The sequence below is a fragment of the Streptomyces olivochromogenes genome (genome assembly GCF_001514115.1).
In the GTDB taxonomy this organism is placed as follows: Bacteria; Actinomycetota; Actinomycetes; order Streptomycetales; family Streptomycetaceae; genus Streptomyces; species Streptomyces olivochromogenes.
In genome coordinates this window covers 455221-482035 of sequence record NZ_KQ948452.1, presented here as the reverse complement: position 1 = coordinate 482035, position 26815 = coordinate 455221, and the positions used below count along the sequence as shown (strand labels likewise).

Below are 26815 nucleotides of genomic sequence, written 5' to 3'. Positions count from 1 at the left end.
ATGGCCTGGTGGAGGCAGCGCACGGAGCGCGGAGTGGCGCCCTGGGTGCGTACGCGGCTGCGGACCGCCCCCGGGGCGGCCGCCGCGTTCGCAGTGCTCGTGCTGGTCACGGCGTTCCTCGCGGCGGCGCTGCCGCGGGCCCTTGACGCCTACGAGACGAAGGGGCTGCGGCAGGAGATCGCCGGGGCGCCCCCGGCCGCCACCTCGGTGGAACTGAGCGCACCGCAGCCGGGGTTGGAGATCGCGCAGTCCACCCGGGAGAAGGCGGTACGGCCCCCGGCACTCGCGGCCGTCCGGCGCGCGGCGCTGGCCAGGCTGCCCGCCCCGCTGCGGGCGGACACCACGGAGTCGGCCTACGGGGTGCGGACCTCCAAGAGCCTCGTCGGGCTGAACCGCTGGCTGCCGGTGATCGACGCGCCGCCCCGTTTCACGCTGGCCGCGCAGTCGGAACTCGCCGCCCACTCCACCGTGCGCGGCGGACGGCTCCCCACCGCCGCCGGGGAGGTGACGGCGGACACCCGGAAGGTCGAGGCCGCCGTGACCGAGGCGACCGCCCGGACGCTGCGGCTGCGGGTCGGTTCCGTCATCGACGTGGACGGCTTCGGGGGCGCGCCGCTGGTCGTGCGGATCACCGGAATCGTGGAGCCCCGGCATCCGCAGGGCGGTTACTGGTCGGCGGATCCTGTCCTGCGCACCCCGGGCGTGGCCGCGGACCCGTCCCTCCCGCCGCAGTTCTACTGGCAGGCGGGCCTCCTGCTGGCACCCGGCGCCGCCCCAGTGCTCCTCGGCAGCCAGGGACAGCCGGAGCTGTACTGGCGGTTCGCCCCCGCCACCGAACGGCTCACCGCACAGGACGTCCCGGGACTCGTCTCCCGGATCGCCTCCCTCGAAGGCGGGCCCGAGCTGCTGCGGATGCGCGAGGTGGCCGGGGGCACCGCGGTCGTCGCCACCGATCTGGAGACGGTCGTCGGCTCCTACACGACGACCCGCGCGGCGATCACGCCCGTCGTGGCGGTCGGGGCGTTCGGGATCGGCGCGGTCGCCGTCGTCGTCCTGGTGATGGCCGGCGGGCTGGTCGCCGTCCGCCGGGCCGCCGAACTCGCGCTGCTGCGTGCGCGGGGCGGCTCGCTGCGCGGGATCGCCGGACGGCTCCTCGCCGAGACCGCGGTCGTGGCGGTGCCCGCGGCCGCCGCCGGTCTGCTGCTCGCCGTGCTCACCGTCGACGAGGCCCGGCTCCTGCCCGCCGTGCTCGGCGCGTCCGCCGTCGCGCTCCTCGCCTGTGCCGTACTGCCGGTGCGGGCGGCCGTGGCGCACCGCAGGCCGCGGGCGCACGCGGAGCGCGACGATCTCGCTCACGCCAGGCCGGGCAGGCGCCGCACGGTCGCCGAACTCACCGTGCTGGTGCTGGCCGTCGGCTCGGTCGTGGCGCTGCGGCGGCGCGGCGCGTCCAGCGCGGGCGACCTTCTGGTGAGCGCCGCTCCGGTCCTGGTCGGGCTGATCGCGGCGCTGGTGCTCGTACGGCTGTATCCGCTGCCGCTGCGGTGGGCCGCCCGCCCGGCCGCGCGAGGGCGCGGGGTGGTCGGTTTCCTGTCGCTGGCCCGCGCGGGCCGCTCCTCGACGGTGGGCGTCGCGCTGCCGCTGCTGGCGCTGCTGCTGGCCCTGACGACGGCGGCGTTCGGGGGTTCCGTGCTCGCCGGGGTGTCCGACGCCCGGGACCGGGCCGCGCTGCTGGCGACCGGCGCGGACGCGCGGATCGCGGGGCCGGGCGAGGTGACGCCGCTCCCGGCGGGCGTGGCAGGGGCGGTGGGGAAGGTCGCGGGCGTACGTGCGGTGACGGCCGTGCGGATCGAGCGCACGGCGGAGCTCAGCTCCGGCGGGGCAGGGGCGAAGGAGGGTCTGACACTGATCGGGGTCGAGCCGGCGTTGTACGCCCGGCTGGCCCGGCAGACGGGCCTCGGGGCGTTCCCCGCGGATGTGCTGAAGCCGAAGGGGACCAAGGGTGCGGGAACGGGGGATGTGCTGAACGCCGTCGCCTCCCCCGGTCTCGCGGAGCGCCTGGGCCGCGCACCGCGTCGGATCACCTCCCTCGCCGGTGACATCACCGTCCGGATCGCCGCCGTACGCTCCCGTACCCCCGCCGCCCCCGGCGCCGACTTCCTGCTGGTCGACGCCGCGGGCCTCACGCACTCCGACCCGACGACGCTGCTGGCGACCGGTGCCGCGGTCGACGCACCGGCCCTGCGGACGGCCGTGCGCGGCGCCGGGAAGGGCCTCACCGTGACGTTGCGCGGTGAGGAACGGGCGGCGCTCTCCGATGCGCCGTTGCAGGCGGGCGCCGAGCGGATCTACACCACGGCCGCCCTGGCCGGTGCGGGGTACGCCGTGCTCGCCCTGCTGCTCTCCCTCCTCCAGTCCGCGCCGGAACGGGCCGCGCTGCTGGCCCGGCTGCGCACCATGGGCCTCACGCCCCGCCAGAGCCGTCGGCTGCTCAGCCTGGACGCGCTGCCCCAGGCGCTGCTCGCGGCCTCGGGCGGGATGCTCGCCGGCTGGGCCACGATCCGGCTGCTCGCTCCCGGCATCGACCTGGAACGTCTCGCGCTGGCCACCGCGGCGGGCCGAGTGCCGGTGGTCGGCGCGTCGCTGCGTACCGACGTGTGGTCGCTGCTCCTGCCCGCGGCGGGCACGGTGCTGCTGGCGTGGGCGGTGGCCGTGGCGCAGGCCTGGTGGGCGGGGCGCCGTACGTCGATCACCGAACTCAGGACAGGAGGCATGCGATGACCGGTACCACGACCTCGCGGACGAGCCTGGCGGAGCTGGAGCATCGGGCGGCGGCGCGCCGCGACCGGCCCGCGTACGGGCGGGACTCCCTGATCGCCTGCGACCGGCTGGTCCGCATCTTCTCCGGCCGGTCGGCCGGCGGCGACTCCCCTGGGCGCGGCGGCTCCGCCGGGGTGGAGGTCCAGGCGCTCCAGGGGCTCGATCTGCTGGTCCAGGAGGGCGAGTTGATGGCCCTGGTCGGCGCCTCCGGCAGCGGCAAGTCGACTCTGATGAACATCCTCGCCGGCCTCGACGTGCCCACCGCGGGCGCCGCGCGGGTCGCGGGCCGCGACCTGCTCACGATGAACGCGAAGGACCGGCTGCGCTACCGCCGTGAGGTGGTCGGCTTCGTCTGGCAGCAGACGGCCCGCAATCTCCTCCCCTATCTGACGGCGTCCCAGAACGTGGCGCTGCCGATGCAGTTGAAGGGCGGCCGGGGCCGCGGGAAGCGGCGGGCCGGGCGGGCGGAGGAACTGCTCGCGATGCTCGGCGTCGCCGACTGCCACGACCGCCGTCCGCCGCAGATGTCCGGCGGACAGCAGCAGCGGGTCGCGATCGCCGTGGCCCTCGCCAACTCGCCGTCCGTGCTGCTCGCCGACGAACCGACCGGCGAACTCGACTCGGCGACCGGCGCGGAGGTCTTCGCGGCGTTCCGCCGGGCCAACGAGGAGCTGGGCACGACGATCGTGATCGTCACGCACGACCAGGCGGTCGCCGGGGAGGTCCGCCGCGCGGTCGCGATCCGTGACGGCCGTACCTCGACGGAGGTGCTGCGCCGCACGGAGGTCGACGCGCAGGGCCAGGAGTCCCTGGTGGCACGGGAGTTCGCGACGCTGGACCGGGCGGGCCGGCTCCAGCTGCCCGCCGAGTACACCGCGGCCCTCGGGATGGAGGACCGGGTGATGCTGGAACTGGAGCAGGACCACATCGGGGTCTGGCCGGACGACACCGGGCGCCCGGCCGACTGAGAACGCACCACGGCGCCCACCACAGTCCGGTCGGGGACAAGGCAGGCGCCGCGTTCAGTTCCGTACGCCGTTGTACGGGACGTTTGTTGGGGTGGAGCGTCAGACCATCAGCGAGCGGTCCGTCGGGCGGATCGGGGCGGGCAGGTCGCTGGCCCCGGTCAGGAAGCGGTCGACCCCGCGGGCGGCCGAGCGGCCCTCCGCGATGGCCCAGACGATCAGCGACTGGCCGCGGCCGGCGTCACCGGCGACGTACACGCCGGGCACGTTGGTCGCGAACTCGGCGTCGCGGGCGATGTTGCCGCGCGCGTCGAGCTCCAGGCCGAACTGCGAGACCACGCCGTTCTCGACGTCGGTGCCGGTGAAGCCCATGGCCAGCGTGACCAGCTGGGCGGGGATCTTGCGCTCCGTGCCCGGCTTCTGGTTCAGCTTGCCGTCGACGAACTCGACCTCGGTGAGGTGCAGCCACTGGACGTTGCCGTCCTCGTCGCCCTCGAAGTGGGTGGTGGAGACCGAGTAGACGCGGTCGCCGCCCTCCTCGTGCGCGGAGGTGACCTTGTAGAGCATCGGGAACGTCGGCCAGGGCTGGCCCGGGTTCCGCTCCTCGCCCGGTCGCGGCATGATCTCCAGCTGCGTGACCGAGGCCGCGCCCTGGCGGTGGGCGGTGCCCACGCAGTCCGCGCCCGTGTCGCCGCCGCCGATGACCACGACGTGCTTGCCCTCGGCCGTGATCGGGGGCGTCACGTAGTCGCCCTCCTGCACCTTGTTGGCCAGCGGCAGGTACTCCATGGCCTGGTGGATGCCCTTGAGCTCGCGGCCGGGGACCGGGAGGTCGCGCGCGGTCGTCGCACCGGCGGCGATGACCACGGCGTCGTACCGCTTGCGCAGGTCCGTCGCCTTGAGGTCGCGGCCGATCTCGATGCCGGTGCGGAAGCGGGTGCCCTCCGCGCGCATCTGCTCGATGCGGCGGTTGATGTGCCGCTTCTCCATCTTGAACTCGGGGATGCCGTAGCGCAGCAGGCCGCCGACGCGGTCGGCACGCTCGTACACGGCGACCGTGTGGCCCGCCCGGGTGAGCTGCTGGGCGGCGGCCAGACCCGCCGGGCCCGAACCGATGACCGCGACGGTCTTGCCCGACAGGCGCTCGGGGATCCGCGGGGCGACGTCGCCCGTGTCCCACGCCTTGTCGATGATCGAGACCTCGACGTTCTTGATGGTCACGGCGGGCTGGTTGATGCCGAGCACACACGCCGACTCGCAGGGAGCGGGGCACAGGCGGCCCGTGAACTCCGGGAAGTTGTTCGTGGCGTGCAGACGCTCGGACGCGGCGGACCAGTCCTCGCGGTAGGCGTAGTCGTTCCACTCGGGGATCAGGTTCCCCAGCGGACAGCCGTTGTGGCAGAACGGGATCCCGCAGTCCATGCAACGGCTGGCCTGCTTGGAGATGATCGGGAGCAGCGAGCCCGGAACGTAGACCTCGTTCCAGTCCTTGACGCGCTCCTCGACGGGGCGGGTCCTGGCGACCTCGCGGCCGTGGTTCAGAAAGCCCTTGGGATCAGCCATTGGTCGCCGCCTCCATCATCTTCTCGGTGATCTCGGACTCGGGGAGTCCGGCTCGCTCGGCGGCGTCCTTGGCGGCGAGCACTGCCTTGTACGTGCTGGGGATGATCTTGCTGAAGCGGGACGCACCCCCGTCGATGCTGTCCCACTCCGCCAGGAGCTTCTCGGCGACGGTCGAGCCGGTCTCCTCCTGGTGGCGGCGCACCACGTCGTGCAGCCACTGCTTGTCGGTCTCGTCGAGGGCTTCGACGGCGCCCACGTTGCCGGCGTTGACGTTGTCGCGGTTCAGGTCGACGACGTACGCGATGCCGCCGGACATACCGGCCGCGAAGTTGCGTCCCGTCTCGCCGAGGACGACGGCGTGGCCGCCGGTCATGTACTCGCAGCCGTGGTCGCCCACGCCTTCGGAGACCACCGTCGCGCCGGAGTTGCGGACGCAGAAGCGCTCGCCGGTGCGGCCGCGCAGGAAGAGCTCGCCGCCCGTCGCGCCGTACGCGATGGTGTTGCCCGCGATGGTCGAGTACTCGGCGAGGTGGTCGGCGCCCCGGTCGGGACGGACGATCACCCGGCCGCCGGACAGACCCTTGCCGACGTAGTCGTTGGCGTCGCCCTCCAGGCGCAGCGTGACACCGCGCGGCAGGAAGGCGCCGAAGGACTGGCCCGCGGAGCCGGTGAAGGTGATGTCGATGGTGTCGTCGGGCAGGCCCCCGCCACCGAACTTCTTCGTCACCTCGTGGCCGAGCATGGTGCCGACCGTGCGGTTGATGTTGCGGATCGCGACCTGGGCGCGCACGGGCTGGGCGTCGGCCAGGGTGTTCGCGGCCAGCGCGTCGGCGGCGAGCTTGATCAGCTCGTTGTCGAGCGCCTTCTCCAGACCGTGGTCCTGGGCGATGACCTGGTGGCGCACCGCGCCCTCGGGCAGGTCGGGCACGTGGAAGAGCGGGGACAGGTCCAGGCCCTGCGCCTTCCAGTGGGTGATCGCCCGCTCCACGTCGAGGTTCTCGGCGTGGCCGACGGCCTCCTCGATGGTGCGGAAGCCCAGCTCGGCGAGGATCTCGCGGACCTCTTCGGCGATGAACTTGAAGAAGTTCACGACGTACTCGGCCTTGCCGGCGAAGCGGTCGCGCAGCACCGGGTTCTGGGTGGCGATGCCGACCGGGCAGGTGTCCAGGTGGCAGACGCGCATCATGACGCAGCCGGAGACGACGAGCGGCGCGGTCGCGAAACCGAACTCCTCGGCGCCGAGCAGCGCGGCGATGACGACGTCACGGCCGGTCTTCAGCTGGCCGTCGGTCTGCACGACGATACGGTCGCGCAGGCCGTTGAGCAGCAGCGTCTGCTGGGTCTCGGCGAGGCCGAGCTCCCAGGGGCCGCCCGCGTGCTTCAGGGAGGTGAGCGGGGAGGCGCCCGTACCGCCGTCGTGGCCGGAGATGAGCACCACGTCCGCGTGCGCCTTGGAGACACCCGCGGCGACCGTGCCGACACCGACCTCGGAGACCAGCTTCACGTGAATCCGCGCCTGCGGGTTCGCGTTCTTCAGGTCGTGGATCAGCTGGGCCAGGTCCTCGATGGAGTAGATGTCGTGGTGCGGGGGCGGGGAGATCAGGCCCACGCCCGGGGTGCTGTGCCGCGTCTTGGCGACCCAGGGGTAGACCTTGTGGCCGGGCAGCTGGCCGCCCTCGCCGGGCTTGGCACCCTGCGCCATCTTGATCTGGATGTCGTCGGCGTTGACCAGGTACTCCGACGTGACGCCGAAGCGGCCGGAGGCGACCTGCTTGATCGACGAGCGGCGCGCCGGGTCGTAGAGCCGGTCCGCGTCCTCGCCGCCCTCGCCGGTGTTGGACTTGCCGCCCAGCTGGTTCATGGCGATGGCGAGGGTCTCGTGCGCCTCCTTGGAGATGGAGCCGTACGACATGGCGCCGGTGGAGAAGCGCTTGACGATCTCGCTCACCGGCTCGACCTCGTCGATCGAGATCGGCTGCCGGTCGGACTTGAAGCCGAACAGGCCACGGAGCGTCATCAGGCGCTCGGACTGCTCGTTCACCCGGCCGGTGTACTTCTTGAAGATGTCGTAGCTGCCGGAGCGCGTCGAGTGCTGGAGGCGGAAGACCGTCTCCGGGTCGAACAGGTGCGGCTCGCCCTCGCGGCGCCACTGGTACTCGCCGCCTATGTCGAGGGCCCGGTGCGCCGGGGCGATGCCGGAGGCCGGGTAGGCCTTGGCGTGCCGCGCCGCGACCTCCTTGGCGATGACGTCGAGACCGGCGCCGCCGATCTTGGTGGCGGTGCCGTTGAAGTACTTCTCGACGAAGGCCCGGTCGAGGCCGACGGCCTCGAAGACCTGGGCGCCGCGGTAGGAGGCGACGGTCGAGATGCCCATCTTGGACATGACCTTGAGGACGCCCTTGCCGAGCGCGTAGATCAGGTTGCGGATGGCCTGCTCGGCCTCGATGCCGGTCAGGAAGGTGTCGGCGCGGACCAGGTCCTCGACCGACTCCATCGCCAGGTAGGGGTTGACCGCGGCGGCGCCGAAGCCGATGAGGAGGGCCACGTGGTGGACCTCGCGGACGTCTCCCGCCTCGACCAGCAGGCCCACCTGGGTGCGCTGCTTGGTGCGGATGAGGTGGTGGTGGACGGCCGCGGTGAGCAGCAGCGAGGGGATCGGCGCGTGCTCGGCGTCGGAGTGGCGGTCCGACAGGACGATCAGACGGGCGCCGTTCTCGATGGCGGCGTCGGCCTCCGTGCAGATCTCCTCGATCCGCGCGGCGAGGGAGTCGCCGCCACCGCTGACCCGGTAGAGACCGGACAGGGTCGCGGCCTTCATGCCCGGCATGTCGCCGTCGGCGTTGATGTGGATGAGCTTGGCCAGCTCGTCGTTGTCGATCACCGGGAAGGGCAGGGTGACGCTGCGACAGGACGCGGCCGTGGGCTCCAGCAGGTTGCCCTGCGGGCCCAGCGAGGAGCGCAGCGAGGTGACGAGCTCCTCGCGGATCGCGTCCAGCGGCGGGTTGGTGACCTGCGCGAACAGCTGGGTGAAGTAGTCGAAGAGCAGACGCGGGCGCGCGGACAGGGCCGCGATCGGCGAGTCCGTGCCCATGGAGCCCAGCGGCTCGCCGCCGGTGTTGGCCATCGGCGCGAGGATGATGCGCAGCTCTTCCTCGGTGTAGCCGAAGGTCTGCTGGCGGCGGGTGACCGAGGCGTGGGTGTGCACGATGTGCTCGCGCTCGGGGAGGTCGGAGAGCTCGATCTCGCCGGCTTCCAGCCACTCCGCGTACGGCTTGTCGGCGACGAGGCCGGCCTTGATCTCGTCGTCCTCGATGATGCGGTGCTCGGCGGTGTCGACGAGGAACATCTTGCCGGGCTGGAGGCGGCCCTTGCGGACGACCTTCGCGGGGTCGATGTCGAGGACGCCGACCTCGGAGCCGAGGACGACGAGACCCTCGTCGGTGACCCAGTAGCGGCCGGGGCGCAGACCGTTGCGGTCGAGGACCGCGCCGACCTGGGTGCCGTCGGTGAAGGTGACACAGGCCGGGCCGTCCCAGGGCTCCATCATCGTGGAGTGGAACTGGTAGAAGGCGCGGCGGGCCGGGTCCATGGAGTCGTGGTTCTCCCACGCCTCCGGGATCATCATCAGCACGGAGTGCGGGAGCGAGCGGCCGCCGAGGTGGAGGAGCTCGAGCACCTCGTCGAAGGAGGCGGAGTCGGACGCGTCGGGCGTACAGATCGGGAAGACCCGCTCCAGGCCCTTGTCCCCGAAGAGGTCGGAGACCAGCTGGGACTCGCGGGCCTGCATCCAGTTGCGGTTGCCCTTGACCGTGTTGATCTCGCCGTTGTGCGCGACGAAGCGGTACGGGTGGGCGAGCGGCCAGCTCGGGAAGGTGTTGGTGGAGAACCGGGAGTGCACGAGCGCGATCGCGGAGGCGAAGCGGCGGTCGGACAGGTCCGGGAAGAAGGGCTCCAGCTGGCCGGTGGTCAGCATGCCCTTGTAGACGATGGTGCGCGCGGAGAGCGACGGGAAGTAGACGCCGGCCTCGCGCTCGGCGCGCTTGCGCAGCACGAACGCCTTGCGGTCCAGCTCGATGCCGGTCGAGACGCCGTCCGTGACGAAGATCTGGCGGAAGGCGGGCATCGTGGAGCGGGCGGTGGCGCCGAGCAGTTCGGGGGCGACCGGGACCTCGCGCCAGCCGAGGACGGTCAGGTCCTCGTCGGCGGCGATCGTCTCGATCTGTGAGACGACCTCCTCGATGCCGTCCTCGGGCAGGAAGGCGATGCCGACCGCGTACGCGCCGGCCGCGGGCAGCTCGAATCCGGCCACCTCACGGAGGAACGCGTCGGGAACCTGGGACAGGATGCCCGCACCGTCGCCCGAGTCGGGCTCGGCGCCGGTGGCACCCCGGTGCTCCAGGTTGCGCAGCACGGTGAGCGCCTGCTCGACCAGCGCGTAGCTCGCCTCACCGGTGAGGGTGGCCACGAAGCCGACGCCGCAGGCGTCGTGCTCGTTGCGGGGGTCGTACATACCCTGCGCAGCAGGGCGAGCATCCATGAAGGACCAGTTCTGGCCATTCGCGGAGTGCTGGGACGGCTGGCGCGGCGTACGCATCGGCTCTCCCGTCGTCGTCGTGGCATATGCATGTGCCGAGGGACGACGTTGGCCCTCTGCTTAGGGGTGCAAAATTTCGTGCAGGTTACATGATGGAGCGGTTCTCGGGAACCGGATACTGCGTTCCAACATGCGGACACCCAGGGGTGGCGTGGGGGCACCTCGCACGACAGTGAAGTTAAGGGGACCTAAGCGGACAGATCCATGTCCGTGGGCCCGGAGCACGGCGGGCAACGTCACCCACCGCACTGGCGCGGCGCAGGCCTCATTGCCCGCAGCGCTTACGGCTCATTCCCAGTGGTTAAGCAATCGAAACCAGCGAGTAACGGCTACTTATGCAGTCCCTTGCATAAGTGCGCGATACATCATCCTACGGCGGTACCGAACAGGCTGCCCAGGACGTATGTCACACCCGCCGCGGCACCCCCGAGCGCGAGCTGCCGGATTCCGCTGTACCACCAGGTTCGAGCCGTCACCCGGGCCACGATCGCGCCGCACGCGAAGAGCCCGATCAGCGCGAGCAGCAGCGCGGGCCACAGGACGGTCGCGCCGAGCAGATACGGCAGTACGGGGAGCAGGGCGCCCAGGGCGAAGGAGCCGAAGCTCGACACGGCGGCGACGGCCGGGGAGGGCAGGTCGCCGGGGTCGATGCCGAGCTCTTCGCGGGCGTGTATCTCCAGGGCCTGTTCGGGGTCACGCGAGAGCTGCTTGGCCACTTCGCGGGCGAGCGCGGAATCGACGCCGCGCGACTCGTACAGCGCGGCGAGCTCGCGCTCCTCGTCCTGCGGATGCTTTCTCAACTCACGGCGCTCGACGTCGAGTTCGGCCTGGACGAGTTCGCGCTGCGAGGCGACGGAGGTGTACTCGCCCGCGGCCATGGAGAAGGCGCCGGCGGCCAGGCCCGCGAGCCCGGTGATGACGATCGTCTGATGGGAGACGGACCCGCCGGCGACGCCGGTCATCAGGGCGAGGTTGGACACGAGCCCGTCCATCGCGCCGAACACGGCCGGGCGCAGCCATCCGCCGTTCACGTCCCGGTGGGTGTGGTTGTCGCGGTGCGCCACGTGCAGTGCCGCTTCGGTCTCGATGATGGACATACCGGTCCCCCAGGATCCGTCGATTGGACTGTTTCTACTTTTCGACAACCACGAAAGTACGCCTGGAATTTCTTCTCCGCCAGCAAGGAAAGGCTGGGCTAACCTGCGGTTTTACCCTCGGGTGCTCATCCGTGAAGGATCATGCACAGATGTCGACCGGGTGAATGAGGAGCCGCGGACGGCTCTCCCCGCCCCCTCCCGTGGGACACATCCCCAAAGGGCTCTGCGCCCTGAGAGGAGAGGCACCGTATGGCTTCCATCGCCTGCATTCCCTCCGTCCCGGCATCCGGGGACTCGGCCGCTCTGCGCGAGCGGGCCCGCGGCGCGCTGCTCGGCCTCGCCGTCGGGGACGCGCTGGGCGCGCCCGCCGAGAACATGAGGCCGTCGCAGATCCGCGCGAAGTGGGGACGGATCACGGGGTACGTCGCCGAGCACCCGGCCGGGACGGACGACACGGAGTACGCGATCTTCTCGGGGCTGCTGCTGGCCCGGCACGGTTCGGCACTCACCGTGACGCATGTCGAGGCGGCCTGGCACCAGTGGATCGCCGACCGCGACGAGGGGCCGTTCCGGGGCGCCGGCTTCAGCGAGCGCGGCACCCTGGAGAACCTGCGCCGGGGACTCGCGGCCCCCATCTCCGCCCAGCACCGGCACGCCTGGAGCGACGGTCTGGCGATGCGCGCCGCCCCCTTCGGCGTCTTCGCGGCGGGCCGCCCGGCGGAGGCGGCCCGGCTGGTGGCGATCGACGGCTCGGTGAGCCACGAAGGCGAGGGCATCTACGGCGGCCAGGCGGTCGCGGCGGGGGTCGCGGCGGCGATGGCGGGCGCGGCCACGATCGCGGTGGTCGCCTCCGCGCTCGCCGTGATCCCGGACGACTCCTGGACGGCCCGCTCCCTGCGCCGGGCGGTGGCCGTCGCCCATCGCGGGGAACGGGCGGTCCGCTCGGCGGTCGTCATCGGCGGCTACCCCTGGACGGACCTGGCCCCGGAGGCCGTCGCCCTCGCCTTCGGCGCGTACGCCGCCGCCGACGGCGACTTCACCGAGTCCGTCCTCACCGCCGTCAACATGGGCCGCGACGCCGACACCACGGCCGCGGTGGCGGGTGCGCTGGCCGGGGCGACCCGGGGCGCCGCCGCGATCCCGGCGGACTGGGCGGCGGCCATCGGCCCGGCACGCGGCAGCTGCCTGCCCTCCATGGCGGGCCACCACGTACTGGACGTGGCGGAACTGCTCACACCGGGGGACGACGGGAAGTGGGGAACCGGGAGCACGGCACCTCCACCACCCCCCGACCCGTACGCCCTCACCAGCGATTACATCCTTGCCGACGACGATGACGAGGTGCAGCCATGAGACCCGGCCTGGTGGGCGACGAACCCGGTACCGGATCGGTCTCGGCACCGGAAGCCGGGGGATCGGTCTCGATCTGCGACATCGAGGACTCACCCTCGACGTCGGACACCGGGGACTCACCCTCGACGTCCGACACCGGGGACTCACCCTCGACGTCCGACACCGGGGACTCCCCCGCGTCGGGCGCGACCCCTCGTACGGAGCCGGGCGCCGCCCCCGCACCCGCCCCGCGCCCCCGCCGGATCGAGGGCCTCCTGCTCGGACTGGCCGCGGGCGACGCCGCCGGCTGGCCCGCCGGCCGGCACCGCGCGGCCCGGATGCCCGAGTGGACCCGGCGGCTGACCCGCGAGCTGGACACCTTCGCGGAACAGAACGCGACGACGACTCTGCCCGTGCCCATCGCGCTGAACCAGCCGCCGGAACCCCTGCGGCTCGGCCCGTCGGACGACGCGGAATGGGCGGCGTTCGCGGCGGAGGCCGTGCTGCGCGCCGGAGACCGCAGCGCGCTCGGCGACCTGAGCCGGGAACGCCGGATGCGGGCGTCCATCGACCTGTCCTGGAACGCCGTCGCCAGCGAGGTCGCCGCGGCCGCCGAGCGCGCCCCCGAGGTCGAGTCCGCGCTGCTCCCCCTCCGCGCCCGGATCTCCGTACGGGCGGGCCTCGGCAACCTCGCCACCGGGCTGCGCCCGCCCGCCACCGGCCACGACAACCCGCACTACTTCGACGACGCGGCCTGCGTACGGGCCTGTGTGCTCGCCGTGGCGCACCCGGGCGACCCCCGACTCGCCGCGGAACTCGCCGAGTTCGACGCCCGCTACACCCAGGACGGCGACGGGGTGCACGGCGCCCGCGCGATGGCCGCGGCCCTCGCGCTCGCCCTCGCCGGGGCCGACGTCGACGCCTGCGCGGACGCCGCCCTCGCCGAGCTCCCCGAGTCGACGGAGATCGGCCGCAACGCGCGGCACGCACTGCGGCTCGCCCGCGCCAGCGAGGACACCTTCGCCCTGGTCCCCCTCCTGGAACACCAGATCGTCGACCACGTCTACAGCTACGGCATCGCGGCGGCGGAGACCGTGCCGGTCGCCCTCGCCCTGGCCACCGCCGCACGCGGCCGGATCGCGGAGGCGGTGCCCGCCGCCGCCTGTCTGTCCCGGGTCGCGGACTCGGCCCCGGCCCTCGCGGGCGCGCTCACCGGCGCGCTGGGCGGCGGCGCCGCGATCCCGGCCTCCTGGCGCGACGCCTGCCGCATCCTGTCCGGCTGCGCGCTGCCCCGGCTCACGGGCACGGACCTGATCGGACTCGCCGACCTCCTGGAAGCGACGGAACTGGCCACCCCAGAGGGATGATTCGGGCATGACGCCCAAAGGAGAAGGAACCGGAACCCTCGACGAACGCATCACCGGAGCCCTCGTCGGAGCCGCCGTCGGCGACGCGCTCGGCGGCCCCGTCGAGGGCTACACCCCCGAGCAGATCGTCGAACGGCACGGCGGCCGGATCCACGGCATCGTCGGCCCCTGGAACGGCGACGCCTGGCGCACCGCCCGCCCCATCGCCCCGTACCACAAGGGCGACGGACACGTCACCGACGACACCCTGATGACCCACGCGCTGGTACGCGTGTACGCCACCGTCCGCGACCACCTCGACGCGTACGCCGTCGCCGAGCACCTGGTCCCCGACCTCATGACGGGCCCGCGCTGGATCCCGGAACTGGAGGCCGAGGCCATCCCCCTCCAGCGGATCTTCCTCGCGGAGAAGTGGCTGGTGGCCCGCCTCCACTACGGCCACGCTGACCCCCGGGAGGCCGGCACCGGCAACATCGTCAACTGCGGCGCCGCGATGTACATGGCGCCGGTCGGCCTGGTCAACGCGGCCAACCCGGCGGGCGCGTACGCCGAGGCGCTCGACGTCGCGGGCGCCCACCAGTCGTCGTACGGGCGGGAGGCGGCGGCCGTCTTCGCGGCGGGGGTCGCGGCGGCCTGCGCGCCCGGGGCGCGCCCGGACTCGGTCGTCGCGGCCTGCCTGTCCCTGGCGAAGGACGGCACCCGGTCGGCGATCGAGGCGGTCTGCGAAGTCGCCGCCCGCCACACGGACTTCGAGTCGGCGCTGATCCCGCTCCGCGAGGCGGTGGCCCCCTACGACACGGTCGGCCCCGACTACCGCTCCCCCTCCCTCGCCGCCCGCCGCCCCTCCCGCCTCCACACGATCGAGGAACTCCCCGTCGCCCTGGGCATGTTGGTGGTGTCCGGGGGCGACTACCGGCACGCGGTCCTCGGCTCGGTGAACTACGGCCGCGACTGCGACTCCATCGCCACCATGTCCGGCGCCCTCGCCGGTGCCCTCGGCTCCGAGATCCCCCACGACTGGGCCAAGACGGTCGCCGAGTCCAGCCGCCTGGACCTGCACGCCCCGGCGACCACCCTCACCGGGGTGACCCGCGAGATCTTCGCCCGTGACGTGGGCCGTCGCCGCGCCCACGAGTCCGCGTACGCCGAGCTGACGGGGACCCCATGACGCTCCGACTGACCTGGGTCCAACCCGAGGACCTTCTCGGCCACGAACTCACCCAGGCCTACCAGGACGGCCGCGCACCGGAGGCGATCGCCGCCCGCTGGCACGCGGCGGGCGGCCTAAAGGCCCCACCGCGCGCGGGCACGTCCCCGACTCCGGCCTCACGGTACCTGCGCGCACTGGCGGGCGACCTCCTGGACGAACTGGCGGAACTGCCCAGCGGGTTGGCGGACACAGAGCCGACAGACCTGGGGCAGATCAGGGCCCACTGCCCGGACTGGCCCGCCCGGCCCGTGCCCGCGCCGGCCCCCACCCAGGCCCACCTGGAAGCCGCCTGGCTCGGCAGAGCGGCCGGTTGCCTGCTCGGCAAACCGGTGGAGAAGCTCCCCCTCGAAGGGATCCGCGACCTGGCCCGGGCCGCCGGAAACTGGCCCCTGCGCACCTGGTTCACCGCCCGGGGCGTACCCGACGACCTCCTCCGGACCCACCCCTGGAACAGACGCTCCGCCGCCACCTCCCTCGCCGAGAACATCGACGGCATGCCCGAGGACGACGACCTCAACTACCCCCTCCTGAACCTCCTGTTGCTCCAGCGGTACGGCAGGGACTTCACGACCGCCGACGTGGCCCGCCTCTGGCTGGACGAACTCCCCGCCGGCCGCACGTTCACCGCCGAGCGCGTCGCCTACCGCAACCTCCTCACCGGCATCGAACCCCCGCACACGGCCCACCACCGCAACCCCTTCCGCGAATGGATCGGGGCCCTGATCCGCGCCGACGTCCACGGCTGGACCAACCCGGGCGATCCGGCCGCCGCCGCGGAAGCGGCCCACCGGGACGCCACCCTCACCCACACCGCGAACGGCGTGTACGCCGCGATGTTCACGGCGGCCACCATCGCCGAGGCGGCCACCGGCCACGGCGACATCCACGCCTGCCTGCGCACCGGCCTCACCGTCGTGCCCCCCGCCTCCCGGCTGGCCGAGGCGATCCGCCACGCCGTCCACCTCGCCCGCACCACCGAGGACTTCGACACGGTCGTCGACGCACTGCACACCACCCACCGCGCCTACCACTGGGTCCACGCCCTCCCCAACACCGCCCTGATCGCCGCCGCCCTCACCCACGCGGACGGCGACTTCTCCGGCTCCATCTGCCGCGCGGTGTCCGGTGGCTGGGACACCGACTCCAACGGCGCCACGGCGGGCAGCGTCGCGGGCCTGCTCACCGGCGCCCCCGCAGCCCTCCCCGACCGCTGGACCACCCCTCTCAAGAACCGCCTCGCCACCTCCGTCGCCGGCTTCGACGGCATCGGCTTCGACACCCTCGCCCAGCTGACCCACCAGCTCACGCACCGGGAGACCCGTCACCCATGACCCATATCGCCGTGCTCGGCAGCACGAACATGGACCTCGTCGCCTACGTCGCGAAGGCCCCGCAGCGCGGAGAGACCGTGACGGGACGGGAGTTCCGCACGATCCCCGGCGGCAAGGGCGCCAACCAGGCGGTGGCCGCCGCCCACGCGGGCTCCGACGTCTCGATGATCGGCGCGGTGGGCGCCGACGCCTTCGGCTCCCAGCTCCGTACGACCCTGGAGCACTCGGGCGTGGACACCGACCACCTGCGCACCACCGAGGGCCCGTCCGGCACCGCGCACATCGTCGTGGACGACGAGGGCGGCAACGCGATCGTCGTCGTCCCCGGCGCCAACGCCACCGTCGACCACCTCGCCCCGGGCGACGAGGTCCTCATCGCCGGCGCCGACGCGCTGCTGCTCCAGCTGGAGATCCCGCTGGCCGCCGTCCTCGCGGGCGCCGAGGCCGCGCGCCGTCACAGCGTCCGGACCATCCTGACCCCCTCCCCCGTACAGTCCCTGCCGCCCGAACTCCTCGCCTCCATCGACCTGTTGGTGCCCAACGAACACGAGGCCGCCGCGCTGACCGGAGTCACCGACCCCCGCGAAGCGGCCACCGCCCTGCTCGACCAGGTACCGGAAGTCGTGGTCACCCTCGGCGCGGCGGGCAGTCTGTACGCGGCCCGTGGCGCCGAACCCCTCACCGTGCCCGCGCCCCGGGTCACCGCCGTGGACTCGACCGGCGCGGGCGACACCTTCGTCGGCACCCTGGCGGTCGCGCTCGCCGAGGGCCGGCCGATGCGCGCCGCCCTCGCATGGGCGTCGACGGCCGCGTCCCTGTCGGTGCAGCGCGTCGGCGCCTCGTCCTCGATGCCGTACCGCTCCGAGATCGACGCCCAGGCCGCCTCGAACACCCGGCACACCTCATGAGCGGGCATACGGACTCGGAGGCGGGGACGCGTCGCGGTCCGCTCACCGGACTGCGCGTCCTCGACCTCGCCACCCTGTTCGCCGGACCGCTCGCCGCCACCATGCTCGGCGACTTCGGCGCGGAGGTCGTCAAGGTCGAGCACCCGGCCAAGCCCGACCCGTCCCGGGGCCACGGCCCGTCGAAGGACGGCATCGGCCTGTGGTGGAAACTCCTCGGCCGCAACAAACGCACCATCACCCTCGACCTGTCCAGGCCCGGCGGCCGCGCCACCCTCCTGCGCCTCGCCGCCACCGCCGACGTGATCATCGAGAACTTCCGGCCCGGCACCCTGGAGAAGTGGGACCTGGGCTGGGCGGAGCTGTCGGCCGCCAACCCCCGCCTCGTCCTCGCCCGCGTGACCGCCTTCGGCCAGTTCGGCCCGTACGCGCACCGCCCCGGCTTCGGCACCCTCGCCGAGGCGATGAGCGGCTTCGCGGCGATCACCGGCGAACCGGACTCCCCGCCGACCCTCCCGCCCTTCGGCCTGGCCGACTCGATCGCGGGCCTGGCGACGGCGTACGCCGTCATGGCCGCGCTCCGCGCCCGCGACGCCTCGGACCGCGGCCAGGTGGTCGACATGGCGATCATCGAGCCGATCCTCACCGTGCTCGGCCCACAGCCGGTCTGGTACGACCAGTTGGGTTACGTCCAGCCCCGCACCGGCAACCGCTCCGCGAACAACGCGCCCCGCAACACCTATCGCACGGCGGACGGCTCCTGGGTCGCCGTCTCGACCTCCGCCCAGTCGATCGCCGAGCGGCTGATGCGGCTGGTCGGACGCCCGGAGCTGATCGAGGAACCGTGGTTCGCGACGGGCGCCGACCGGGCTCGCCACGCGGACGTCCTGGACGAGGCGGTGGGCTCCTGGATCGCCCGCCACCGCCGCGCCGAGGTCCTGGACGCCTTCGAGAAGGCGGAGGCGGCGGTGGCCCCGGTCCAGGACGTACGGGATGTGATGGAGGACCCGCAGTACGCGGCCCTGGACACGATCACCACCGTCACCGACCCCGAACTCGGCCCCCTGCGCATGCAGAACGTGCTCTTCCGGCTCTCCACCACCCCAGGCGCGATCCGCTGGACGGGCCGCCCCCACGGCGCCGACACGGACGCCGTCCTCACCGAACTCGGCCTGTCCGAGGACGAGATCACCACCCTCAGATCGGAAGGCGCCCTATGAGGATCCCGGCCCTCCCGCTCACCTGGCTCTACGCCCCCGGAGACCACCCGGAAGTGGTGGCCAAGGCCCTCGTCTCCGGCGCGGACGTCGTCCTGATCGACCTGGAGGACGCGGTCGCCCCGCACCGCAAGAAGTACGCCCGCGCCGCCACCGCCGAGTTGCTCTCGGACCCTCCCCCGGTCCCGGTCCACGTCCGCGTGAACGCGCTGAGCGGTCCCCTCGCCGAGGCCGACCTGAGGACGCTCGCCCCGCTCCCCGGCCTCTCCGGCCTCCGGCTGCCCAAGGTGACCTCCCCGGCCGATGTCGTCCGGGTCGCGGAGCACTCGGCCCCCTCCGAGGGAGGCGCGATCCCCCTGTACGCCCTCCTGGAAACCGCCCTCGGTGTCGAACACGCCTTCACCATCGCCGCGGCCCATCCGGCGGTGCGCGGCATCGGGCTGGGGGAGGCGGACCTACGGGCCGACCTGGGCGTTCGGGAGGACGCGGGTCTGGACTGGGCCCGCGCCCGGATCGTGGTCGCCGCCCGGGCCGCCGGCCTCGCGCCGCCCACACAGTCGATCTACCCGGACATCCGGGACCTGGAAGGCCTGGCCGCCTCCTGCGCCCACGGGCGCACCCTGGGCTTCCTCGGGCGTGCGGCCATCCACCCCCGCCAGCTCCCGGTGATCGAACACGCCTATCTCCCGACCCCGGCCGAGGTCGAGACCGCCGAGCTCATCGTGAAAGCCGCCGCCACCGAGCCGGGCGCCCAGGCCCTGCCCGACGGCCGCTTCGTGGACGCGGCGGTCGTGGCGGGCGCCCGCCGCACGCTGGCGCTCTCCCGCCGGAAATGAGCGAAGGGGGGCGCCGCGTCCCAGGACGCGGCACCCCCCTTCGACGTACTGGAGGAAGTCAGACCTTCTTGGCCGACTCGGCCTCGCCCCGCGCCGCCTCCACGGACTCCTCGGGCTCCTCGGATTCCGCGGGCTCCTTGGACTGCGCGGGTTCGTCGGACTCGGTGTCCGTCTTCGCGTCGGGCTTCTTGCCGTCGAGCTTCTTGCCGTCGGACTTCTTGTCGTCGGACTTCTTGTCGTCGGACTTCTTGTCGGTCGTCTCGTCGGACTCGTCGTCAGCCTTGCTGTCGGCCTTGTCCTCGGCCTTGTTGTCGGCCGTCTTGTCGAGGGCGACGGCATCCCCGTCGGGGGTGTCCCCGTCCGGCTCGACGACCTCCTCGCGTCCCGGCCGCAGCCGCGCCGACACCACGATGTAGGTCACCGCGAGGAGGAAGACCACCATCGCGGTCCAGTCGTTGAGACGCAGGCCCAGGATGTGGTGGGCGTCGTCGACGCGCATGTACTCGATCCAGCCGCGGCCGACGCAGTACGCGGCGACGTACAGCGCGAACGCCCGCCCGTGGCCCAGCGTGAAGCGGCGGTCCGCCCAGATGACGAGGAAGCCGACGCCGATGCACCACAGGGACTCGTACAGGAACGTCGGGTGGTAGTACCCCGGCACGCGTCCGTCCGTGGAGGACGTGATGTGCAGCGCCCACGGCACGTCCGTCGCCTTGCCGTACAGCTCCTGGTTGAACCAGTTGCCCCAGCGCCCGATGGCCTGGGCGAAGACGATGCCGGGTGCGAGGGCGTCGGCCCAGGCGGGGAGCGGGATGCCGCGTCGGCGGCAGCCGATCCACGCGCCCACCGCACCGAGCGCGATCGCGCCCCAGATGCCGAGGCCGCCCTGCCACACCTTGAAGGCGTCCACCCAGTCACGGCCGTCGCTGAAGTACAGCTCGTAGTCCGTGATCACGTGGTAGAGCCGGCCGCCGACCAGGCCGAACGGGACGGCCCACACCGCGATGTCGGCCACCGTGCCGGGCCGCCCACCCCGGGCGATCCAGCGTTTGTTGCCGAGCCAGACGGCTACGAAGACGCCGATGATGATGCAGAACGCGTAGCCGCGCAGCGGGATGGGGCCGAGGTGCACCACACCGTGCGACGGGCTGGGAATGTAGGCGATATCCATGGCAGGGTCGACGCTACCCTGCCGGACCGGACCCACGGCAAGCAGCCCGGCTACGGGTCCATAACAGGGACCCCGACAGAGGCCCTGACACGGGCCGTGACAAGGATCGTGACAGAGGCCACAACTCGGGTCAGGACGTGAGCAACGACATGAGCCGCCCCCCGGCCCGTGTCCGGGCCGGGGGAGCAGGGCCGACGCGGGACTCAGGCCTTGTTCTCCGCCTCCACCAGCTGCTTGAGCTTCGCGGGGGTCATCGTCTGGTCCTCGTAGATGTTCTTGCCGCCCAGCAGAACGGTCGGCGTGCCCCGGAATCCGCTGCTCTGGAAGGCCGCGTTCGACTTCACGACCCAGCTGTTGTGCGTGCCGTCCTTGACGCACTTCTGGAAAGCGGGGGTGTCCAGGCCGTCGACCTTGCCCGCCAGCTCGATGAGCTTGCTGTCGCTGGAGAAGTCGTCGGTGGTCTCGCTGGGCTGGTTCTCGTACAGCACGTCGTGGTACGCCGTGAACTTTCCGGCGTCCTGGGCGCAGGCCGCGGCATTGGCCGCGTGCCGGGAGCCGCTGCCTCCCCTGCCGTCGTCGATGAGCGTGACCAGGTGGTACTCGACCCTGAGCTTCCCTGCGTCCACCAGCTCGTGGATCGTCGGGCGGTACACCGTCTCGAAGGCCTGGCAGGCCGGGCAGCGGAAGTCCTCCCAGACCGTGAGGGTCGACTTGGCGCCGTCCTTGCCGACGGGGATCGCGAGGCCGTCCTTGCCGGTCGCACCCGAGGGCGACACGGCCGGACCCGACGCGGCGCTCTTCTTGTCCTTGCCCGAGTTCGCGGCCAGGACGCCCACCACCCCGGCAAGGGCCAGGACGCACACCACCGACGCGCCCACGATCAGCGCCCGGCGGCGCTTGTCCGCGGACCTCTGCTTCTCTCGCTCGACCGCCATCCGCTCGCGGGCGGTGCGCTTTCCGTCACGGTTCTTCTCGCTCACAACCGGCAGAACGAACCGGGGAGGCGCAGCGCGCCTCCCCGGTCCCAGGTCCACCCGTTCGAGTGAGCGGATTGTCCGTTACGTACGCAACAGGACGCGTACGCGGCGGAAGGTGTCTCAGGCCGTGCCGCGCACGCCCTTCGCCAGATCGCCCGCGAGGGCGCGGACCGCGTCGAGGCCCGCGGCCTCGTCCGGCGCGTCGAGCATCCGCTTGACGAAGGCCGAGCCGACGATCACACCGTCGGCGAAGCCGGCCACCTCGGCCGCCTGGGTGGCGTTGGAGACACCGAGACCGACGCAGACCGGCAGCTCGGTGGTGGCCTTGGTGCGCCGCACCAGGTCCTGGGCCTGGGCCCCCACGGACTCCCGCGTGCCCGTGACGCCCATCAGCGAGGCCGCGTACACGAAGCCGCTGCCCGCCGCGGTGATCTCGGCGAGCCTGGCGTCCTTGCTGCTGGGCGCGACGACGAAGACGGTCGCGAGGCCGTGCTTCTCCGCGTGCTCACGCCACAGCGCCGACTCCTGGACGGGCAGATCCGGCAGGATGCAGCCCGCGCCGCCCGCCTCCGCCAGTTCGGCGGTGAAGCGCTCGACACCGTAGCGGTCGATGGGGTTCCAGTACGTCATGACGAGCACCGGCTTCCCGGTGGCCCCGTGCGCCTCGCGGACCGTGCGCATGACGTCGGCGATCTTGACGCCGCCCTTGAGGGCGATGTCGTCGGCGGTCTGGATGACGGGCCCGTCGAGAACGGGGTCGCTGTGCGGCAGACCGATCTCGACGACGTCCGCGCCGCCCTCGAAGACGGCCTTGACGGCCGCGATCCCGCCGTCGACCGTCGGGAACCCGGCCGGCAGGTACGCGATGAGAGCGGAGCGCCCCTCCGCCTTCGCGGCGGCGAGGGTGTCGCTCAACAGCTGGATGTTGCCGCTCACTTGGCGTCCCCCTCGATCTCGGCGGTGTCACTGTCGGCGTCCGGTTCGACGACGGCGTCGGCGGCGGTGTCGTACAGGCCGAAGTAGCGGGCGGCCGTGTCCATGTCCTTGTCGCCGCGCCCGGACAGGTTGACGATGATCAGCCCGTCCTTGCCCAGCTCCCTGCCGACCTCCAGGGCCCCGGCGAGCGCGTGGGCACTCTCGATCGCCGGGATGATGCCCTCGGTGCGGGAGAGCAGGCGCAGGGCCTGCATGGCCGCGTCGTCGGTGACCGCGCGGTACTCGCCGCGGCCGCTGTCCTTGAGGTAGGAGTGCTCGGGTCCGATGCCCGGGTAGTCGAGGCCCGCCGAGATGGAGTAGGGCTCGGTGATCTGCCCTTCCTCGTCCTGGAGGACGTACGACCGCGAGCCGTGCAGGATGCCGGGTTCGCCGGCGGTCAGGGTCGCGGCGTGTTCCCCGGTCTCCACGCCGTGCCCGGCGGGCTCGCAGCCGATGAGGCGTACGTCCGCGTCCGGGATGAAGGCGTGGAAGAGGCCGATGGCGTTGGAGCCGCCGCCGACACAGGCGATGGCGGCGTCGGGGAGCCGTCCGGCACGCTCCAGGATCTGCCGCCGGGCCTCGACGCCGATGACACGGTGGAAGTCGCGGACCATGGCGGGGAAGGGGTGCGGCCCCGCGACGGTCCCGAAGAGGTAGTGCGTGCGGTCGACGTTGGCGACCCAGTCCCGGAAGGCCTCGTTGATGGCGTCCTTGAGGGTGCGGGAGCCGGACTTCACGGCGATGACCTCGGCGCCGAGCATGCGCATGCGGGCCACGTTGAGCGCCTGCCGCTGGGTGTCGATCTCACCCATGTAGATCGTGCACTCGAGGCCGAAGAGCGCGCAGGCGGTGGCGGTGGCCACGCCGTGCTGACCGGCGCCGGTCTCGGCGATGACGCGGGTCTTGCCCATCCGCTTGGTGAGGAGGGCCTGACCGAGCACGTTGTTGATCTTGTGGGACCCGGTGTGGTTGAGGTCCTCGCGCTTGAGGAAGACACGCGCGCCACCGGCGTGTTCGGCGAAGCGGGACACCTCGGTGAGTGAGCTCGGGCGCCCGGTGTAGTGGACGAGCAGGTCGTCGAGCTCGCGGGCGAACTCGGGGTCCGCCTTCGCCTTGTCGTACTCGACGGCGACCTCGTCCACGGCGGCGACCAGCGCCTCCGGGATGAACTTGCCGCCGAACGCGCCGAAGTACCCCTCGGCGGTGGGAACTTGACCCTCGGGGTCGGGAATGAAGAACTCGCTGGGCATGCGGATACCTCGCAGGGGCGAAAGCCCCGGTTGCAGGTCGACAGGGGTCACGTCGGTCGCGCACGCACAGGTCGCCCGGACTACACCGTTCGCTTCCCACCCGTCCGCCGTTTCCCGGAGACGAAATCCTCGGGAAACGAGCCGGGGCATACGGAAAGCGGCGGCCGGGAAGCCCGCGGCCGAGCCGCGACGGCGAGCAGCCGCCACGACGTGGCACGAGGGAGTCGGGGCCGTCAGCTCACCGCGGGGTGCGGCGGGCCCGGAACGGCGCCTGATACGCGCGCGCCGGCGGGCCATCGCATGCCGTTGACCTGGCCCGGTTCGTCACCGATGACATACCGCACGCGGCGCCCGTGGACGCGGCGGGCCGGTGCCCGGCAGCCGCGCGGCCGACAGCCGCGGGCGAGGCGGGCGTAGGGATCGCGCGCCCCTGCGGCAGCCGCCCGCACGCACGCCACTCCCCCGTCGGGGCGTGGGCCCGGACGGGGGACGGCGGTGGCGTGGGGCGCGCTGTGCACCGGGGTGTCAGCTCCGTCCATGGCGCAGCGCGGGGTGGGCCCCGGCTGCGACGAGGTCGGCGACCGCCGTCTTCGGGTCGCGGCCGGTGACGAGGGACTCGCCCACCAGGACCGCGTCGGCGCCGGCGTTGGCGTAGGCGATGAGGTCGTGCGGCCCGCGGACGCCGGACTCGGCGACCTTCACGAGGCCGGACGGGATCTCGGGAGCGACCCGCTCGAAGGTGGTGCGGTCCACCTTGAGGGTCTTGAGGTTGCGCGCGTTGACGCCGATGACCTTCGCCCCGGCGTCCACCGCCCGCTCGACCTCGTCCTCGTCGTGCACCTCGACGAGCGGCGTGAGCCCGATGGACTCGGCGCGCTCGATGAGGGACTCCAGGGCGGCCTGGTCGAGGGCGGCCACGATCAGCAGCGCGAGGTCGGCGCCGTACGCGCGGGCCTCCCACAGCTGGTACGACGTGACGATGAAGTCCTTGCGGAGCACGGGGATGTCGACCCGGGCGCGGACGGCCTCCAGGTCGGCCAGCGAGCCGCCGAAGCGGCGCTGCTCGGTCAGGACCGAGATGACGGCCGCGCCGCCCGCCTCGTAGTCCGCGGCCAGGGCCGCGGGGTCGGCGATCGCGGCGAGCGCGCCCTTGGACGGGCTGGAGCGCTTGACCTCACAGATGACCTTGACGCCGTCGCCACGCAGGGCGGCCAGGCCGTCCTTGGCCGCGGGAGCCTTCGCCGCGCGCTCCTTGAGCTCGTCGAGGCTGACGCGCGCCTGCCGCTCCGCGAGGTCGGCACGGACTCCGTCGATGATCTCGTCGAGCACACTCACGCGAGCGGCCCCCTTCCCTGACGGTGAACGGTTGAGCCTGTCGACCCCAGGTCGTCGTCCCGACGGCCGTGATGGGTCACTCCCGATGGTATCCGGAGGAAGGGCTAGGCTTCACATCCGGTTGACGCCGGTCCCACTACCTGGACGTTTGCCATTTGATCAAGGGTGCAGCCAGCCGCCGAAGGGCAGGTTCCGGACAACGGTGAAGACCAGGAGCAACACGCCCGCGCTCCACAGGTGCACGGGCCCCAGGTCGATGCGCAGCGGCCGTCCGCGCGCCGAGCGGACCGCCCAGAGGGTCCACACCACCGCGAAGACGAAGTAGCCCGCGAAGGCGAGCGCGTTGTCCGTGAGCGCCGCCGCGAAGTCCCCGTGCACGAAGGCGTGCGCGCCGCGCAGACCGCCGCAGCCGGGGCAGTACAGGCCCGTGTAGCGCAGCAGCGGGCAGACGGGGTAGTGCCCGGGCTGGTTGGGGTCCACGGCCCCGACGAACGCGAAGGCGCCTGCGACGGCCGCGAGCGTCCCCAGGGGGACGACGAGCCGCCGCGGCACGACCCACTGGGCAGGTCGGGGCCGCGTCACCCTCCGGGTTTCGGCGTTCACCCGTCGCATTCTGCCCGTCCCGGGCGTGCCGCGCTCGTCGCGGGCGCGGCGCGCCCGGGGCGGACGCGCGAGAGGCGGTCCCGGCGGGAGTGCCGGGACCGCCTCTCGAGAAGCCCTGGGGGTCAGCTCTCGGCGCCGACGGCCTCGCGGACCGGGTGCGCGACGGCCGGGGCCGCGGTCCTCTTCGGCTGGCCGAGGCCCGCCGCGCGCATGGCCATACCGACGACACCGCCGAGAACGACGATGATCATGCCGGCCCAGAAGCCCAGCGGGTTGGCCATCACCATGAAGGCACCCGCGACGCAGAAACCGATGAAGGCGATGATGACACCGGTCCAGGCGGCCGGGGTGTGACCGTGGCTGCTGCCCGCCATGACTTGCTCCTCGTTGCTGATTACGTGTGTGAGTCGGACGCTCATCGTCCATTCTCCCGTACACACGCCTGCGGCGGGAGCGCGGGGTGGCGACTGCCACGTCACATTCTGCACGTCACGACCAATGTCCCGGGCCGAAGGGCCCGGCCCGGTCTGCCGATTCCGGTCCTAGGTCCCGGCGGGATCCGGTCCCGTCGGGTCCTCGCCCCGGTCGAGCGCCTTCCAGATGTCCTCGGGCCGGTCGGGGTCGACCGGCTTGGCCTTGCGCGGCCGGGGCGTGCCGTCGCGCTCGTAGCGGCCGGACATCGCGGGCCACAGCCGTCCGTAGCGCAGCGCGAGCAGCCCCGCGAGGAGGATGAGCGCGCCGCCCGCCGCGGCCGCGTAGGGCCAGGCGGTGTGGCTGAGGGCGTTCGCGGTGGCGGCGGTGTCGCCGGAGGCGGCCGCGGCCTTCTCGTCGAGGGCGGACCTGTCGCTCGCGCCGAGCACCGCCGCCACGACCGTGCCCGCGCCGGAGAGCGCGAGCAGGGCGGAGACGAGGTAGCGCCCGGAGCTGCGGACGGCGAAGACGGCGACGAGTGCGGCGAGGCCCACTATGGCGAGCGCCGCGGGTACGCCCGTGACGTCGCTGCCCTTGGCGGTCAGCGGGAAGGCGCCGCCGGCCACCGTCGCGGTGCCCTCCGACCAGCTCTGCCGGGTGGAGAGCAGCGCCACGGCCGCGCCGAGGGCGCCGCTGAGCAGGGCGACGGCAAGGCTGCGGCGGCCGGACCGGGCGGGTCCCGCGGCTTCGGATCGGGGGGAAGGTACAGCTGTCACGTAGTCCACTATCGCCTGAACCCCGGGCGAACCGTCACCCGGGGTTCACGTGACCCTCGTCCTATCGCCCGAACTCGTACGGC

General features: G+C 72.7%; 21 protein-coding genes. 9 read left to right on the top strand and 12 right to left on the bottom strand.

Features of this window, described 5'->3' with window-relative positions; genetic code table 11:
* Both AQJ27_RS08075 and AQJ27_RS08070 read left to right on the top strand, forming a co-directional pair.
* Positions 1-2778: a hypothetical protein gene (locus AQJ27_RS08075; RefSeq protein WP_067363878.1), complete on the top strand. Its 2778-nt coding sequence runs from the start codon at positions 1-3 to the stop codon at positions 2776-2778.
* Entirely contained in the window at positions 2775-3785 is a 1011-nt protein-coding gene (locus AQJ27_RS08070; RefSeq protein ID WP_067363875.1) for an ABC transporter ATP-binding protein, read from the top strand. Before AQJ27_RS08075 ends, AQJ27_RS08070 begins: the two co-directional genes overlap by 4 nt.
* A gap of 99 nt (positions 3786-3884) precedes the next feature.
* On the opposite strand, the gene AQJ27_RS08065 is transcribed toward AQJ27_RS08070, so the two are convergent.
* The 3 genes from AQJ27_RS08065 to AQJ27_RS08055 form a co-directional block, all read right to left on the bottom strand.
* The gene (locus AQJ27_RS08065) at positions 3885-5345 is read right to left on the bottom strand and encodes a glutamate synthase subunit beta (RefSeq protein ID WP_067363872.1); all 1461 of its coding nucleotides are present in this window, start codon (positions 5343-5345) and stop codon (positions 3885-3887) included.
* Complete coding sequence (gene gltB, locus AQJ27_RS08060) at positions 5338-9939, bottom strand: glutamate synthase large subunit (RefSeq protein WP_201264285.1); 4602 nt, start codon at positions 9937-9939, stop codon at positions 5338-5340. Before gltB ends, AQJ27_RS08065 begins: the two co-directional genes overlap by 8 nt.
* Before the next feature lie 365 nt (positions 9940-10304).
* Entirely contained in the window at positions 10305-11036 is a 732-nt protein-coding gene (locus tag AQJ27_RS08055) for a VIT1/CCC1 transporter family protein (protein WP_067363867.1), read from the bottom strand.
* Between the two features lie 249 nt (positions 11037-11285).
* On the opposite strand from AQJ27_RS08055, the gene AQJ27_RS08050 reads away from it, so the two are divergent.
* Genes AQJ27_RS08050 through AQJ27_RS08020 form a run of 7 tightly spaced genes read left to right on the top strand, consistent with a single transcriptional unit; the run spans position 11286 to position 19234 of the window.
* Complete coding sequence (locus AQJ27_RS08050) at positions 11286-12389, top strand: ADP-ribosylglycohydrolase family protein (protein ID WP_067363864.1); 1104 nt, start codon at positions 11286-11288, stop codon at positions 12387-12389.
* Positions 12386-13735: an ADP-ribosylglycohydrolase family protein gene (locus tag AQJ27_RS08045; protein WP_235613499.1), complete on the top strand. Its 1350-nt coding sequence runs from the start codon at positions 12386-12388 to the stop codon at positions 13733-13735. Before AQJ27_RS08050 ends, AQJ27_RS08045 begins: the two co-directional genes overlap by 4 nt.
* A gap of 7 nt (positions 13736-13742) precedes the next feature.
* Complete coding sequence (locus AQJ27_RS08040) at positions 13743-14903, top strand: ADP-ribosylglycohydrolase family protein (RefSeq protein WP_067363861.1); 1161 nt, start codon at positions 13743-13745, stop codon at positions 14901-14903.
* Positions 14900-16276 carry an ADP-ribosylglycohydrolase family protein gene (locus tag AQJ27_RS08035; protein WP_067363858.1) on the top strand — a complete coding sequence of 459 codons (1377 nt, stop codon included), beginning with the start codon at positions 14900-14902 and terminating at the stop codon, positions 16274-16276. Before AQJ27_RS08040 ends, AQJ27_RS08035 begins: the two co-directional genes overlap by 4 nt.
* Positions 16273-17184, top strand: a complete 912-nt coding sequence (gene rbsK, locus AQJ27_RS08030) for a ribokinase (protein ID WP_067363855.1) — start codon at positions 16273-16275, stop codon at positions 17182-17184. Before AQJ27_RS08035 ends, rbsK begins: the two co-directional genes overlap by 4 nt.
* Positions 17181-18401 carry a CaiB/BaiF CoA transferase family protein gene (locus AQJ27_RS08025; RefSeq protein ID WP_067363852.1) on the top strand — a complete coding sequence of 407 codons (1221 nt, stop codon included), beginning with the start codon at positions 17181-17183 and terminating at the stop codon, positions 18399-18401. The genes rbsK and AQJ27_RS08025 overlap by 4 nt, the downstream gene beginning before the upstream one ends.
* Positions 18398-19234 (top strand): HpcH/HpaI aldolase/citrate lyase family protein, encoded by an 837-nt coding sequence (locus AQJ27_RS08020; protein ID WP_067363849.1) that lies wholly within the window; start codon positions 18398-18400, stop codon positions 19232-19234. Before AQJ27_RS08025 ends, AQJ27_RS08020 begins: the two co-directional genes overlap by 4 nt.
* 58 nt (positions 19235-19292) lie before the next feature.
* Here the strand turns inward: AQJ27_RS08020 and lgt are convergent, their stop codons facing one another.
* From lgt to AQJ27_RS07980, 9 genes are all read right to left on the bottom strand, one after another.
* On the bottom strand, positions 19293-20405 hold the full coding sequence (lgt, locus tag AQJ27_RS08015; RefSeq protein WP_079064861.1) for a prolipoprotein diacylglyceryl transferase: 1113 nt from the start codon (positions 20403-20405) through the stop codon (positions 19293-19295).
* Between the two features lie 203 nt (positions 20406-20608).
* The gene (locus AQJ27_RS08010; protein ID WP_067363843.1) at positions 20609-21385 is read right to left on the bottom strand and encodes a DsbA family protein; all 777 of its coding nucleotides are present in this window, start codon (positions 21383-21385) and stop codon (positions 20609-20611) included.
* A 117-nt stretch (positions 21386-21502) separates the two neighbouring features.
* Positions 21503-22318, bottom strand: a complete 816-nt coding sequence (gene trpA, locus AQJ27_RS08005) for a tryptophan synthase subunit alpha (protein ID WP_067363840.1) — start codon at positions 22316-22318, stop codon at positions 21503-21505.
* Positions 22315-23607, bottom strand: a complete 1293-nt coding sequence (gene trpB / locus AQJ27_RS08000; RefSeq protein ID WP_067363837.1) for a tryptophan synthase subunit beta — start codon at positions 23605-23607, stop codon at positions 22315-22317. The genes trpA and trpB overlap by 4 nt, the downstream gene beginning before the upstream one ends.
* A gap of 233 nt (positions 23608-23840) precedes the next feature.
* A complete protein-coding gene (gene trpM / locus AQJ27_RS58545) occupies positions 23841-24146 on the bottom strand; it encodes a tryptophan biosynthesis modulator TrpM (protein WP_235613500.1) in 306 nt (101 codons plus the stop codon).
* Positions 24133-24942: an indole-3-glycerol phosphate synthase TrpC gene (gene trpC / locus AQJ27_RS07995; protein ID WP_067363834.1), complete on the bottom strand. Its 810-nt coding sequence runs from the start codon at positions 24940-24942 to the stop codon at positions 24133-24135. The genes trpM and trpC overlap by 14 nt, the downstream gene beginning before the upstream one ends.
* A 159-nt stretch (positions 24943-25101) precedes the next feature.
* The gene (locus AQJ27_RS07990) at positions 25102-25554 is read right to left on the bottom strand and encodes a DUF2752 domain-containing protein (RefSeq protein ID WP_067363831.1); all 453 of its coding nucleotides are present in this window, start codon (positions 25552-25554) and stop codon (positions 25102-25104) included.
* A 113-nt stretch (positions 25555-25667) separates the two neighbouring features.
* Positions 25668-25919 (bottom strand): HGxxPAAW family protein, encoded by a 252-nt coding sequence (locus AQJ27_RS07985; protein WP_067363828.1) that lies wholly within the window; start codon positions 25917-25919, stop codon positions 25668-25670.
* 168 nt (positions 25920-26087) lie between these two features.
* The gene (locus tag AQJ27_RS07980) at positions 26088-26741 is read right to left on the bottom strand and encodes a TIGR02234 family membrane protein (RefSeq protein ID WP_067363825.1); all 654 of its coding nucleotides are present in this window, start codon (positions 26739-26741) and stop codon (positions 26088-26090) included.
* Positions 26742-26815: the final 74 nt, after the last annotated feature.

What these genes read in the sequence shown, in the direction of transcription:
- AQJ27_RS08045 (WP_235613499.1), top strand. Translation starts at nt 12,386, where the DNA reads ATGAGACCCGGCCTGGTGGGCGACGAACCCGGTACCGGATCGGTCTCG.
- trpM (WP_235613500.1), bottom strand. Translation starts at nt 24,146, where the DNA reads ATGGACGGAGCTGACACCCCGGTGCACAGCGCGCCCCACGCCACCGCC.
- AQJ27_RS07985 (WP_067363828.1), bottom strand. Translation starts at nt 25,919, where the DNA reads ATGGCGGGCAGCAGCCACGGTCACACCCCGGCCGCCTGGACCGGTGTC.
- gltB (WP_201264285.1), bottom strand. Translation starts at nt 9,939, where the DNA reads ATGCGTACGCCGCGCCAGCCGTCCCAGCACTCCGCGAATGGCCAGAAC.
- AQJ27_RS08035 (WP_067363858.1), top strand. Translation starts at nt 14,900, where the DNA reads ATGACGCTCCGACTGACCTGGGTCCAACCCGAGGACCTTCTCGGCCAC.
- AQJ27_RS08055 (WP_067363867.1), bottom strand. Translation starts at nt 11,036, where the DNA reads ATGTCCATCATCGAGACCGAAGCGGCACTGCACGTGGCGCACCGCGAC.
- AQJ27_RS08020 (WP_067363849.1), top strand. Translation starts at nt 18,398, where the DNA reads ATGAGGATCCCGGCCCTCCCGCTCACCTGGCTCTACGCCCCCGGAGAC.
- AQJ27_RS08025 (WP_067363852.1), top strand. Translation starts at nt 17,181, where the DNA reads ATGAGCGGGCATACGGACTCGGAGGCGGGGACGCGTCGCGGTCCGCTC.
- rbsK (WP_067363855.1), top strand. Translation starts at nt 16,273, where the DNA reads ATGACCCATATCGCCGTGCTCGGCAGCACGAACATGGACCTCGTCGCC.
- lgt (WP_079064861.1), bottom strand. Translation starts at nt 20,405, where the DNA reads ATGGATATCGCCTACATTCCCAGCCCGTCGCACGGTGTGGTGCACCTC.
- AQJ27_RS08075 (WP_067363878.1), top strand. Translation starts at nt 1, where the DNA reads ATGGCCTGGTGGAGGCAGCGCACGGAGCGCGGAGTGGCGCCCTGGGTG.
- AQJ27_RS08065 (WP_067363872.1), bottom strand. Translation starts at nt 5,345, where the DNA reads ATGGCTGATCCCAAGGGCTTTCTGAACCACGGCCGCGAGGTCGCCAGG.
- AQJ27_RS08050 (WP_067363864.1), top strand. Translation starts at nt 11,286, where the DNA reads ATGGCTTCCATCGCCTGCATTCCCTCCGTCCCGGCATCCGGGGACTCG.
- AQJ27_RS08040 (WP_067363861.1), top strand. Translation starts at nt 13,743, where the DNA reads ATGACGCCCAAAGGAGAAGGAACCGGAACCCTCGACGAACGCATCACC.
- trpB (WP_067363837.1), bottom strand. Translation starts at nt 23,607, where the DNA reads ATGCCCAGCGAGTTCTTCATTCCCGACCCCGAGGGTCAAGTTCCCACC.
- AQJ27_RS08070 (WP_067363875.1), top strand. Translation starts at nt 2,775, where the DNA reads ATGACCGGTACCACGACCTCGCGGACGAGCCTGGCGGAGCTGGAGCAT.
- AQJ27_RS07990 (WP_067363831.1), bottom strand. Translation starts at nt 25,554, where the DNA reads ATGCGACGGGTGAACGCCGAAACCCGGAGGGTGACGCGGCCCCGACCT.